The organism is Streptomyces sp. NPDC006925 (assembly GCF_042869575.1).
Taxonomy (GTDB): Bacteria; Actinomycetota; Actinomycetes; order Streptomycetales; family Streptomycetaceae; genus Streptomyces.
Genome location: NZ_JBIAGB010000021.1, coordinates 1 through 11,921, shown reverse-complemented (window position 1 = coordinate 11,921; position 11,921 = coordinate 1). Strand labels below are relative to the sequence as shown.

General features: G+C 74.2%; 12 protein-coding genes. 3 read left to right on the top strand and 9 right to left on the bottom strand.

Annotated features, from left to right (window positions below):
• Positions 1-4: 4 nt before the first annotated feature.
• The 9 genes from ACFYNS_RS24265 to ACFYNS_RS24225 form a co-directional block, all read right to left on the bottom strand.
• On the bottom strand, positions 5-1,087 hold the full coding sequence (locus ACFYNS_RS24265; protein WP_360295184.1) for an iron ABC transporter permease: 1,083 nt from the start codon (positions 1,085-1,087) through the stop codon (positions 5-7).
• Positions 1,088-1,089: 2 nt separating this feature from the next.
• Positions 1,090-2,154: an ABC transporter substrate-binding protein gene (locus ACFYNS_RS24260; protein ID WP_388605044.1), complete on the bottom strand. Its 1,065-nt coding sequence runs from the start codon at positions 2,152-2,154 to the stop codon at positions 1,090-1,092.
• A gap of 171 nt (positions 2,155-2,325) precedes the next feature.
• A complete protein-coding gene (locus ACFYNS_RS24255) occupies positions 2,326-3,360 on the bottom strand; it encodes a pyridoxal-phosphate dependent enzyme (protein WP_360295179.1) in 1,035 nt (344 codons plus the stop codon).
• Positions 3,281-4,384, bottom strand: a complete 1,104-nt coding sequence (locus ACFYNS_RS24250) for a GHMP kinase (RefSeq protein ID WP_360295177.1) — start codon at positions 4,382-4,384, stop codon at positions 3,281-3,283. Before ACFYNS_RS24250 ends, ACFYNS_RS24255 begins: the two co-directional genes overlap by 80 nt.
• A complete protein-coding gene (locus ACFYNS_RS24245; RefSeq protein ID WP_360295174.1) occupies positions 4,381-5,199 on the bottom strand; it encodes a Rossmann-like domain-containing protein in 819 nt (272 codons plus the stop codon). Before ACFYNS_RS24245 ends, ACFYNS_RS24250 begins: the two co-directional genes overlap by 4 nt.
• Positions 5,196-5,345 (bottom strand): hypothetical protein, encoded by a 150-nt coding sequence (locus ACFYNS_RS24240; RefSeq protein WP_360295172.1) that lies wholly within the window; start codon positions 5,343-5,345, stop codon positions 5,196-5,198. The genes ACFYNS_RS24245 and ACFYNS_RS24240 overlap by 4 nt, the downstream gene beginning before the upstream one ends.
• Positions 5,346-5,395: 50 nt before the next feature.
• Positions 5,396-6,193 carry an ABC transporter ATP-binding protein gene (locus tag ACFYNS_RS24235; RefSeq protein ID WP_360295169.1) on the bottom strand — a complete coding sequence of 266 codons (798 nt, stop codon included), beginning with the start codon at positions 6,191-6,193 and terminating at the stop codon, positions 5,396-5,398.
• Positions 6,190-7,428 carry an iron ABC transporter permease gene (locus tag ACFYNS_RS24230; protein WP_360295166.1) on the bottom strand — a complete coding sequence of 413 codons (1,239 nt, stop codon included), beginning with the start codon at positions 7,426-7,428 and terminating at the stop codon, positions 6,190-6,192. The genes ACFYNS_RS24235 and ACFYNS_RS24230 overlap by 4 nt, the downstream gene beginning before the upstream one ends.
• Entirely contained in the window at positions 7,418-8,428 is a 1,011-nt protein-coding gene (locus tag ACFYNS_RS24225) for an ABC transporter substrate-binding protein (RefSeq protein ID WP_388605041.1), read from the bottom strand. The genes ACFYNS_RS24230 and ACFYNS_RS24225 overlap by 11 nt, the downstream gene beginning before the upstream one ends.
• Positions 8,429-8,672: 244 nt before the next feature.
• Between ACFYNS_RS24225 and ACFYNS_RS24220 the strand changes: the two genes are divergently transcribed.
• From ACFYNS_RS24220 to ACFYNS_RS24210, 3 genes are all read left to right on the top strand, one after another.
• Positions 8,673-9,986 carry an MFS transporter gene (locus ACFYNS_RS24220; protein WP_388605040.1) on the top strand — a complete coding sequence of 438 codons (1,314 nt, stop codon included), beginning with the start codon at positions 8,673-8,675 and terminating at the stop codon, positions 9,984-9,986.
• Positions 9,986-10,771, top strand: a complete 786-nt coding sequence (locus tag ACFYNS_RS24215) for a TauD/TfdA family dioxygenase (RefSeq protein WP_360295157.1) — start codon at positions 9,986-9,988, stop codon at positions 10,769-10,771. The genes ACFYNS_RS24220 and ACFYNS_RS24215 overlap by 1 nt, the downstream gene beginning before the upstream one ends.
• A gap of 172 nt (positions 10,772-10,943) precedes the next feature.
• On the top strand, positions 10,944-11,678 hold the full coding sequence (locus ACFYNS_RS24210) for a DUF4232 domain-containing protein (protein WP_360295155.1): 735 nt from the start codon (positions 10,944-10,946) through the stop codon (positions 11,676-11,678).
• The last annotated feature ends 243 nt before the right edge of the window (positions 11,679-11,921 follow it).

Here is an 11,921-nt window from a genome sequence, read left to right as displayed (position 1 = left end):
GCGCTCAACTTCCGCTCCCCAACCGCCGGTCCAGCAGATACAGCAGCGTCGGGGCGCCGATCAGCGAGGTGACGACCCCGACCGGCAGTTCCTGGGTGTCCATCGCGGTGCGGCACACGATGTCGACCACGACCAGGAGCAGCGCGCCGAAGAGCGCCGAGACCGGCAGCAGCCGGCGGTGGTCGCCGCCGACGACCAGCCGGCAGGCGTGCGGCACCATCAGCGCGACGAACGCGATGGCCCCGGAGACCGCCACCAGGACGCCGGTGAGCAGACTCGTGAGCGCGAACATCTCCCGGCGCAGCCGTACCACGTCGACACCGAGCCCGGCGGCTGTCTCGTCGCCCATCAGCAGCGCGTTCAGCCCGCGGGCGCGGGCCTGGAGCAGCAGCATTGCAGCCGGGACGGCAAGCGCGGGCACGGCGAGCAGCGGCCAGTTCGCGCCGCTGAGGCTGCCCATCAGCCAGAACAGCACGCCGTGCGTCTGCTGTTCGTCCCCGGCCTGCAGCACCAGGTAGCTGGTGAAGCCGGAGAGGAACTGCCCGATCGCCACGCCCGCCAGCACCAGGCGCAGCGGGGCGAATCCGCCGCCGCGCCGTGCCACGGCCCACACGAGCGCGAAGGTCGCCAGCGCGCCGGCGAAGGCCGCGCCCGAGAGCCCGAGTCCGAGTGCCCCACCGCTGCCGAGGCCGAGCACGAGGGCGGCGACCGCGCCGAGCGAGGCGCCGTTGGAGACCCCCAGGAAGTAGGGGTCGGCCAGCGGGTTGCGGACCAGGGCCTGCATCGCCGTGCCGACCAGGCCGAGCCCGGCGCCGACCAGGGCCGCCAGCAGGGCGCGGGGCAGCCGCAGTTGCCAGACGATCAGGTCGTCGGTGCCGGGCCTGGGGGGCTCGCCGGTGGCCCGGCGCCACACCACGCTCCACACCTCGCCGGGCGGGATCGACGTGGAGCCCCAGGCGGCCGCGGCCGTGAGGGCGGCCAGCAGCGCCCCCGCGAGGAGCAGCGCCAGTGGCCAGGCGGGGACGGTGCGCCGGGCCCGGGCGGGCGCGGCGTCCGTGCGCGGGGTGCGTGCCGGAGTGTCGAGCAACGTCAGTCGACCTTCCCCGGGTGCAGGGTCTTGGCGATCTTCTCGACGGTGTCGGCGTTCGTGACCCCGGCGATGGTGGTCCGCTCGGAGTGGATCCGCAGGAAGCGGCCCTTCTCGACGGCGGTCAGGCCCTTGGTGGCGGAGTTGGTCTCCAGCCACTCCCGGGTCTCGTCGAACGCCTTCTCGTCGGCCGCTTCGCTGCCGCGGTTGCGTACCGCGAGCTGGATCCAGTCCGGGTTCCGGGAGATGACGTCCTCCCAGCCGACCTTCTTGAAGGCGCCGTCGCAGTCGGCGAAGATGTTGCGGGCCCCGGCCCGGGTGATCACCGCGTTGGCGACCTGCCTGTTGCAGACGGCGGTGGGCTGCTTGGTGCCCGCGTCGTAGTCGAAGAGGAAGTACGTGGGCCGCTTGCGCTCGGGGGTGGAGCCGACCGCTTTCTGTACGGCGTCCACCTTCTTCCGCATCCCCCGGACGAGTTCCTCCGCGCGGGCGCCGGTTCCGGTGACCTTGCCGAGTGCGGTGATGTCGTCCTCGACGGCGGACAGGTCGGTCATCGGGGAGGAGCGCCGGGCCGCGCACGCGGTCGACTTGAGGTATATGTGCTTGATTCCCGCCGCCTCGAACTCCTTGTCCGTCGGCGCGTCGCCCATTCCGCCGCCCATCTTCATGGCGGCGAAGGTGTCGATGTAGAGGCCGGCGCCGGAGCCGAGCAGCTTCTCCTTGGGGATGACTGTCTTGCTGAGCACCTTCACCTGCTGCGCCTGCGCGTCGAGGCCGGCCGGGAGGGTGCCCTTGCCGGGCGGGAAGCCGGTGCCGATCACCTTGTCCCCCACGCCGAGGCGCAGCAGCAGTTCCAGGGCGGCGGCGTTGCTGGTGACGATCTTCTCCGGCGGCTTGCGGAACGTGGTCCGGGCACCCTGGCAGTCGGTCACCGTGACCGGGTGGCCGGCCGCGTCCGCTCCTCCCGCGGCCCGGTTCGCGGTGCCGCCGCCGTCGCCGCCGCAGCCTGCCACGAGCAGGGCGCCCAGTACCGCTGCCGCGGTGCCGCCCCATACGCGAGAACGCATCACTCTCTCCTGGATCCACTCGTCCGCGGGTGAACCCTCGCCACCCGGTCCAACAGTCGGACCGGGTGCCGCTCCGGTTCCCGCCCGGTGCGCGGGTCTTTGCCGCGCACCGGGCGGGGGGGCGTGGCGGGCGCGGTGCCGGGGGCGCACGGCGGCTGCCGGTGCGGGCGATCAGTCCTGCGGGTGGAGCGGGTCGCCGGGGATCGCGGCCGGAGGAGCGGAGGAGCGGTTCCAGTCCATGCGGGACCAGGGCAGGGCGAGGTCGTCCGGGCGCGCGACGGTCAGCGGGGACAGGTCGTCGACGGAGGCCGCCTCGTGGTGGCGCGCGAAGACCGTCTCGACGTACCGGTGGCCGGTGTCGGCGGCGATGAAGACGACCGGCCGTGCGGGGTCGAGGCGGTGTTCCCAGCGGGCGGCGAGGTAGGCGGCGCCGGTGGACAGGCCGGCGAAGACGGCGTGCCTGCGCAGCAGGTCGACGCTGCCGGCGCGGGCGGCGTCGAAGGCGAGCCAGTGGATGGTGTCGTAGAGGTCGTGGCGTACGTTGCCGAAGGGGATGGAGCTGCCCACCCCGGCGATGATGATCTCCGGGTCGGATACGTGCTCGCTGCCGAAGGTGACGCTCCCGTACGGCTGGACGCCGACGAGTTCCACCTCCAGCGGGCTGCTCCGCAGGTACCGGGCCAGGGCGCCGGTGGAGGCTCCGGAGCCCACGCCTCCGACGAGGCGCAGGGTCCGGGCGCCGGTCTCGGTCCGGATCCGTTCGGCGACGGCCGCGTAGCCGAGGTAGTGGATGTCGTCGTGGTACTGGCGCATCCAGTGGTGGTCGGGGTGGTCGCGCAGGATCTCCCGGATGCGCGCGACGCGGCGCTTCTGGTCGAGCTTGAGGTCGGGGCACGGCTCCATCTGCTCCAGGCGCGCGCCGAGGACGGCGAGCTGGGTGCGCAGGGTGTGGTCGACGGTGGTGGAGCCGACGATGTGGCAGCGCATGCCGTAGCGGTGGCAGGCCAGGGCGAGGGCGTAGGCGTAGATGCCGCTGGAGCTGTCGATGAGGGTGTCCCCGCGCCGTACGGCGCCGGTGTCCACGAGGTGGCGGACGGCTGCCAGCGCGGAGACGACCTTCATGGTCTCAAAGCGCAGGCAGACGAGGCCGTCGTCGAGGTGTATCAGGTCCGGTCGGCCGACGGCCTCGGAGATGTGGTCGTCCATGGGAGGGGTCCTCGCTCCTGGAGGTGGGGGCCGGGTCGGTGGTGACGTCAGTGGTGAGGCCGGTGGCGGGGCCGGCGCTCGCGTCGGTGGTGAAGGTGACGGTGGGCGTCATGCCGTCGCTGTGCAGGGCGCGGGCGCAGCGGCGCATCCTGCGGTCCAGGCCGGGGGTGCGGGGGTCGAAGAGGAGGCCGGCGACGTTGCCGCTGTGGGCGATCTGCACGCCGGTGGCGCCCGTCCGGTCGGCGATCGCGGTGAGCGTCTCGAACTCCGGGTGGTGCAGTGTGCGTTGGCCGAGCCGGGCGCTCGCGGTACTGACCCGTCCGAGCAGCGCGGGATCGGCGTCCGCCACGGCGGTGCGCAGCATGCGGCGCAGCCGCTCGTAGCGGGCCAGTTCGCGGTCGTCGGCGGTGCGCGCGGGCAGGGACAGGGTGTCGACCGGCGCGCCGCCGCCCAGCGCGCAGCCGACCACCACGGCGGGCGGCAGGGCGGTGCCCAGGGCTTCGAGGACGCGGCCCTGGCGCTGGGCGAAGAGCAGCGGGCCCGAGCCGAGCATCAGCGGGTCGCAGGCGCCCTCCGCGCGCACCGCCAGCCGGGCGATCGTCCCGGGGGCGAGCCGCAACCGGTAGGAGTCGGCGACCGCCCGCACGGTCGCGATGACGTCGCTGGTGGAGGATCCCATCCCGAGCCCGACGGGGATGTCGCCGCTGAGGCGCAGTTCCCCGCCGCAGGGTTCCTCCTCGCGGAGCGCGGCGCACTCGCGCACCGCGAGGAGGGCGGCTGCCCGTGCCTTCGCGCGGCCGGGCGGTGTCACCGACACCGCGTCGGGGCCGTCGTCCGGTCGGCGCAGGAAGGCGGCGTGGGCACCCGGGCCGTTCATCGGCAGGGTGACCAGCGCGTGGCAGGCCCGGCGCCGTTCGTCGAGGAAGACGCCCTGGAGGATCTCGCCGTGATGGCAGGCGGCCTGTCCGGTGCCGACGACGTCCCGGGGTCCGGCCGCGGGCCCGGCCGGGCGGGTGGTGGTCATGATCCGCCCGCCGCCTCGCGGTGGCGATAGCGGTAGAGGGTGGTGGAGTCGGCGCTGAACTGCGAGAAGGGGAACGGTTCCGCGGACAGCGCGGTCACCCCGGCGCCGAGGAAGGCCCGCGCCACCGCGCTGCCGGACTGCGCGTAGACCACCAGTGGCACTCCCCGCTCGCGGCACCGCGTCAGAACGGTGTCGAACGAGCCGTTGCCGAGGGTCATGCCGGTGGCGACCACGGCGTCGGCTGTGTCGAGGACCTCGTGCATGTCGTCGGTGACCGGGTCGCCCCACTGGGTGGTGCGCAGGTTGAAGTCGCAGGGCAGGGGGGTGCCGCCGCGTTCGCGGATGGCCGCGACGAGGGGGTTGACCACGCCGATCAGCGCGACCTTCGCGCCGCCGGGGAGGTCGAGCAGCCCGGCGATGGCCGCGTCCCGGGCCCGGGCCCGGGTCTCGGGGGTTCCGGCGGGCAGGACGACCGGTTCGGCCTCCGCCGCCTCCTGGTGCGGCCGGACGCGGGAGAGGTAGGCGTCGAGCGCGGCGGTCCGCAGGGGGCGGGGGGCGTCGCGCAGCAGCGTGTCGAGCGGGGTGCCGGACGCGTTGCGGCATGTCTCCGGGGCGATCTCCCCCGCCTCGAAGGCGCAGCCGCCGAAGGAGTCTCCCGACCGGACCAGGACGTACTGGTTGAGGTAGGTGGTGTCCCCGCCCGCCAGCCGGGTCCCGTGGTGGATCCAGAACACGCTGGTCGCCACGAGTCCGGCGGGCAGCGGACCGTACTCGCCGGCCAGGACTGCGGCGGTCAGCTCGTCGGTGTTCTTCACAGCCGGCCTCCGGCAGGGGTGCGGACGTTCGGCAGTGCGGCGTCGGGGACGTCGCCGGCCGCCGGTGGGGAGGTGGTTGCCGGGCACTGCCCGATGTCGTCGTGCGGGTCGGTCCTGAGCCGGTGCAGGGGCGTCGTGCGGTTCACGGGAATTCCTCGGATCGGTGGGGATGGGGCAGCGGGGACACGTCGGGGGTTCATCGCGGCTCCGGGAGGGGGTCGGCCTCCCGGACCGTCGGACCGCGGTAGGAGAGGGCGAGGTTGCCGAGGCTGTCGTGCTCGATCCCGGCGTCGACCTCGAAGACGGCGGCCAGCCGTGCGGGGGTCAGGACGTCCGCGGGCCGGCCCGCGGCGACCAGCCTGCCCTGCTGCATGAGCAGGAGCCGGTCGCAGTAGCGTGCGGCCAGGGCGAGGTCGTGCAGGGCGACCAGCACCGTCTGCTCGGTGCGGGTCAGCAGTTCCATCAGCTCCAACTGGTGCTTGATGTCGAGGTGGTTGGTCGGCTCGTCCAGCAGGACGCACCAGGGGCGCTGGGCCAGCGCGCGGGCGATGTGGGTGCGCTGGCGTTCGCCGCCGGACAGCGACTTCCAGTGCCGGTCGGCGAGCCCGGTGAGCTCCAGTCGTGCGAGCGCGGCGGCGACGACGGCCCGGTCGGTGGCGTCGGGGCCGCCCCACCGGTCGCGGAACGGGGTGCGGCCGAGCCCGACGACGTCGGCAACGCGCAGGTCGGTGTCGGTGTCGGCGGCCTGTTCGACGAAGGCGACGTGCCGGGCGAGGCGCCGGGGGCTCCAGCCGGTGACGGGCTCGTCGTCGTACCGTACGGCGCCGGCCGTCGGTGTCCGCAGGCCGGCCAGGCAGCGCAGCAGGGAGGACTTGCCGGAGCCGTTGGGACCGATCAGCCCGACCGTCTCGCCCGCGGCGACCTGCAGGGTGACGTCGTGGACGAGGGCCCGGCCGGACACCGACCAGGTCAGATGTTCGGCGCTGATTCTCACAGTTCACCCCGTTTGCGCAGCACCAGCAGGAACAGCGGGACGCCGAGCAGGGCGGTGAACACGCCGACCGGCACCTCCTGAGGGGCGAAGGCCATCCGGGCCAGGGCGTCGGTCCACACCAGGAAGACGGCCCCGACGAGGGCGGAGAACGGCAGCAGCGAGCGGTGCAGCGGTCCGACGACGAACCGCACACCGTGCGGCACGATCAGCCCCACAAAACCGATGGCGCCGACGGAAGCCACTGCCACCGCGGTCAGTACCGCTGTCGTCAGCAGCAGCACACGCCGCACCGCCCGCACGTCGATGCCGAGCGAGGCGGCGGTGTCGCTGCCGAAGGCGAAGGCGTCCAGCGCGGTGGCGTACAGCCGGAAGAGCGCGAGCCCCGCCGCGCACGCGCCCGCGCACACGAGCACCGCGTCCCAGCGCGTGGAGGCCATCGAGCCGAGCAGCCAGTGGGTGATCGCCCGGGTGGACTCGGCGTCCGCGGACGCGGTCAGCACGAGCGCGGTCAGCGCGGCGAACAGTTCGGCCACCACCACGCCCGTCAGCACGATCCGGGCCGAGTCGAGGCCGGTTCTGCGCAGCAGGAGCAGCAGGGCCCCGAACGACAGCAGCGCGCCCGCGAACGCCCCGCCGGTCACGCCGAACGAGCCCGCGCCGACGCCGAGTACGACCACGCACACCGCGCCGGTCGACGCTCCGGAGGAGATGCCCAGCAGATAGGGCTCGGCGAGCGGGTTGCGGGTGACTGCCTGCAGCACGGCTCCGCACGCTGCGAGCGAGGCGCCGACCAGCGCCGCCATCAGCACGCGCGGTATCCGCAGGTCCCAGATGAGGGAGTCGCGCAGCCGCGGCAGCGGTGTCACGTCGAACCCGGTGCGCGTGCCCACGACCCGGGCCAGTTCGGTGTATCCGATGTCGGCCGCTCCCACCCGCACGGAGACCGCCAGCGACACCAGCAGGGCCGCGGCGCCGAGCAGGAGCAGCCCGGCCCGGGAGACGGCGGACAGTCCCGGGTCCGCAGACGGGGCCGGCCGGCTCGCGGCGGTCGTGCCTGCCCGCCCGGCGGCGCCGGTGTCGGCTGGTGTTTCTTGCGCGGGCTCCGGTGCCGGGCGCAGCAGGTCGATCGGGGGCGCCGCGGCGGGCGGACCCCCCGGGGAGGCGCGCGGACCGCCCGGGTCGGGCGGAGTCCCGCACGCACCCGGAGGGCCGGGGGCGGCCGGGCTAGCGGACATGACCGAGGTCCTTCATGCCCTTGATCAGCAGGCCGAGGGTGTGGGTGGTGCGCACCGAGGGGTCCATCTCGATGCCGGGTGCCTCGATGATCCGGTTCTTCCTGACCGCGGACAGCTCGGACACCGTGGGGTGCTCGCGCATCATGGCGAGCTTGTCCTCGGCGCTGTCCCCCGGCTTTCCGCGCTCGGAGAGATCACCGACGACGATGAAGTCCGGGTCGCGGTCGGCTATCTGCGCCCAGGAGACCTCCGGCCACTCCTCGTCGACGTCGTCGAAGGCGTTCTTCGCCCCCACGAGTCGGCTCATCTCGCTGGGCAGGCCGCCCTTGCCCGCGACGTAGGGCTTGTCGTCGTAGACGGAGTACAGCCACACGACGGTCGGTTCGCCTTCGACACGGTCGGCGGTCCGGGTCGCCTGCTTCACCACGGCCCGCTGTTCGCCGGCCAGCTTCGCCGCCCGCTTCTCGACACCGAAGATCCTGCCGTAGTTCTCGTAGTCGTCGAAGAGGAGGTCGAACGCGGTCTTGTCCGGGTCGTTCCGCTCCGGGCAGTCCACCGCGCTCACGTAGGAGGGCAGGTCCAGTTCGGCGAGTTCCGCGCGGGTTCCGGCCCGGTCCTTGGCGTACAGCTCGGCGGAGGAGGCGACGGCCAGGTCGGGGGTGGCCGCGCGCAGTTGTTCGCCGGTGAGGAGGTCGGGGCTGAGGACCGGCACCCGGCGGTAGGCGTCCCGGTACTTCTCGGCGACCTTCGTCTTCAGGTAGGCGGTACCGGCCATCCGCTCGCCGAGGCCGAGTTCCAGCAGCGTCTCGGTGGCGGACTGGTCCAGGGTGACGGCGCGCTCCGGCGGCCCGTCGAAGGAGAGGGTGCGGCCGCAACTCGTCACGGTCGTCCTGTCCGGCTTCCGGGCGGAAGCGCCGGAGGACTGTCCGGACGAGGAGCATCCGGCGGCTGTGGACGCGAGGACGGCCAGCGCGACGGCGAGACGGGCGGAATGACGCATGGGCTTCTCCGGGGACGGGGCAGGGGAATCGGGCCGTGCCGAGGCGAGGGCAGGCAGGCATCACCTTAACGGAAATGATTATCATTAGACTACTCTGGTCCCGACGCGCTGCCGTCCCGCTCCCGCGCCGCGTCTCCGGCCGGCAGCACCAGTACCGGCCCGCACAGCAGCAGCCGGTGCCGGGCCCGCTCCCGCGTCCGACCCCCGACCGACCCGAACCACTCCGCGAAGAACTGGAGCCCTCGTGCCGACCCCGCCCGCACCCCCCGCACCGCCCGCGGCCCCCGCAGCCGGCCCCGGAAAGCAGCGGACCGTCCTGCTCGACCCCGCCTTCCTCCGCCTGTGGACGGGCGCCACCGCCTCGGGCCTGGCCACCTGGGCCCTCCCCTTCGTCCTCGGACTGGCGGTACTCGACCGCGCCCTCGGCGCCACCGACCTCGGCCTGCTGCTCGCGGCCCGCACCGCGGGCTTCCTCGCCGCGGTGCCCGTCGCCGGAGTGCTGGCCGACCGGCACTCCCGCCGGGGCGTCGTGCTGTGGGCCGGACTCGCCGCCGGGCTCGGAGCACCGGTGATCGCCGCCGGACTCGGGCACTCGCTGCTGCTGATGGCCGCCGCTGCCGCACTGGCCGGTGCCGGGCAGGGCGCCTGCCGGCCCGCCTATCAGGCCCTGACCGCCGAAGTGGTGGACGCCGAGCGCAGGCAGCAGGCCAACGCCGCCATGACCCTGGCGGTCCGGGTCACCACACTCGTGGGGCCCTCGCTGGCCGCCCTGCTCGCGGTCTTCCTGGACGTGCGGGCCCTGCTGGTGGGCATCGGACTGCTGTGGCTCGTCGCCGCGTGCGTCCCCGGACGCGGCGCACGCCCCGGTACCGCGCACAGCACCGAGCAGGCCGCTTCCGGCACCGGACGCACCGGACTGCTCACCGAGTTCGCCGAGGGCGTCCGCGAAGCCCGCAGGCACCCGTGGTTCGTCGCGGGCCTGGGCGCCCTGACGGCGGTCATCGCCACCGGGTACTCGGCCACCGGGGTCACCCTCCCCCTCGTCAGCCGGGACACCTACGGCACCGAGGTCGTGCTGGCCGGTGCGATGACCGCCTACACCGCCGGAGCACTCGCCGGGGCCCTGATCGTCGCCCGCTGGCGCCCCCGCTCCCCCGGCCGAGCCGCCCTGGCCGGCCTCGCCGCCTACGGATTCGCCCCGCTCAGCCTGGTGTTCCCGGTGCACCCCGCCGTGGTGGTCGCCGCCTACGCGATCGCGGGCATCGGCATCGAACTGTTCAACGTGCCGTGGTTCACCGCCGCCCAGCGCGAGATCGCACCGGACAAGCTGGCCCGGGTCTCCTCGCTGGACTTCCTCCTCTCCTACGGTCTCGCCCCGGCCGGGCTCGCCCTGATCGCCCCCGCCATCGACACGTTCGGCACCACCTCGGTCCTCACGGCGTGCGCGGTCGTCTGCTTCACCGTGCCGACCGCCGCCGCACTCGTCCCCGGCGCCCGCACCTTCTCCCGGCAGCACGCCCCCGAGTCCGCACCGCAGTCGAAGGAGACCGCACCCTGATGCACCGATCCGACGCCACGCCGACGCCCGGGCCCGCGGTCCCGGGCGTCGTCCCCACCCGGGTGCCTCCGGACCATGTGCGGCAGGCGCGCACCCTGCTGGACCGCGACGGCGCGGTGCTCCTCACCGGTCGCGAGAACACCTCCGACGCGCTCTTCGCCGCGGCGGCCCAGGTCCTCGGCGACCGGCTGCGCGAGCTGTACCCGCACCGCGTGCGCACCTCGCGCGAGGCCGACCCCGTGCACCTGCACGCCGACAGCTTCGACATCGTCGTCGACATCGCAGGAGTGCCGCGCCGGCGGCGCGATCCCGACGAGGACCACGTCCTCGTCCAGTGTGTGCGCCCGGCACCGGCCGGAGGCGACTCCTTCGCCGTCGACGCCTACGCGTTCCTCGACCGCCTCGCCTCGACCGACCCCGCGCTCCACGACTTCCTCACCGGCACCGACGTCGACCTGTACGGGGCATGGTCCGGACTGCGCGGGCTGCCCGCCACCCCCCGCGTGGGACGGCACGTCGAGTACACGCGCACCGGGCGGCGCCTCGTCCGCCGGACCGACGGCGCGGCACCGGTCCACCGCGCTCCGGACGCCGAACACGTCCACGCCTTCCTCGTCCGCCTGAGCGAGGCAGTGCACGGCCTCGAAGCGCATCTGCCGCGCTTCGCGCTGGCCGCGGGCGACATCCTGCTCCTGGACAACTACCGCTGCTGGCACGGCCGGGACGGCCACCCGGGCGGGCGAACGGTCCGCATCCTCACGCTGCGCAGCGCCGACGCCCGCTGACACACCGGCCGGTGCGGCGGTTCGCGGGCACCCGGCCGCCGCGCGGCGCGAGGCTGTTACACGGTCCGGACACAGTCCCGTGAACTCGAGCCGCGCGGCGGCCATCACACCTCCCGTACGCCGCACTCGCCACGGGTGCGCCGGGAAAGCCCGGCGCCGGAAATGAGGAACCATGACCGCCAAGCTCAACCGCGCCGTCCGCTGCACCGCTGCCGTGCTGGCCGCCCTCGCGGTCGGCGCCGGAGCGACCGCGTGCGACGCGTCGTCCGGATCGTCGGACAAGGCCGCTTCGCACTCGGGGTCGGCCGCGGACTCCTCCTCCGGCACGCAGGACGGCGGCTCGCAGAAGGGCTCCCAGAAGGACTCGGAGAAAGGCTCGCAGGACGCCGGGGACGGGGTGAAGAAGACGGCGGTCAAGGGCTCGCGGACCGACGCGGTGAACCCCGCCTCCGCCCGGACCCGGGAGAGCAAGCGCTGCCACACCGGCGAACTGCGCTACTCCTGGGGCGGTCCGCACGGCGGCGCCCCGGACATGGAGGCCGACTACCAGCAGATCGCCTCGATCCGGCTCACCAACAGCGGGGGACGCACCTGCACCGTGTACGGCTTCCCCGGCGTCCGCCTGGTCAGCGACTCCGGCGACACCTGGGATCTGCGCCGCTCCGCGGACAAGCCGAGCACCCTCACCCTGCACCCGGGTGACGACACCGCCATGGTCTCCATGAACGTCCTGCCGCTGCCGCACGACATGAAGGGCCCCAAGCCCTTCAAGGTGAGCAAGGTCCTGCTGACCCCGCCCGACGAGACCACCCACGTCACGCTCGAGTGGCCCTACGGCGGTGCCCTGGTCGACCAGTCCGGCGCCACCCGGCCCGGCACCTTCGTCAACCCGGTCGGCGTGGGCTGACACCGCCGGGCCGCTCCCGCCGGCCGCCGCCGGCCGGCGGCGCTCCCGTCGGCACCGGACGCGGCCCCGACCCGCCCGCGGGGGGGGGGGGGGGGGGGGGGGGGGGGGGGGGGGGGGGGGGGGGCCCCCCCCCCCCCCCCCCCCCCCCCTCGCCGGTTGACGGTCACCGCTCGCGCGGCCGTCGTACGGCCCTGTGGCCCTACGGCGGTACCCCTGCGAAGCGGCCGCCGACCCGCCTGCTCC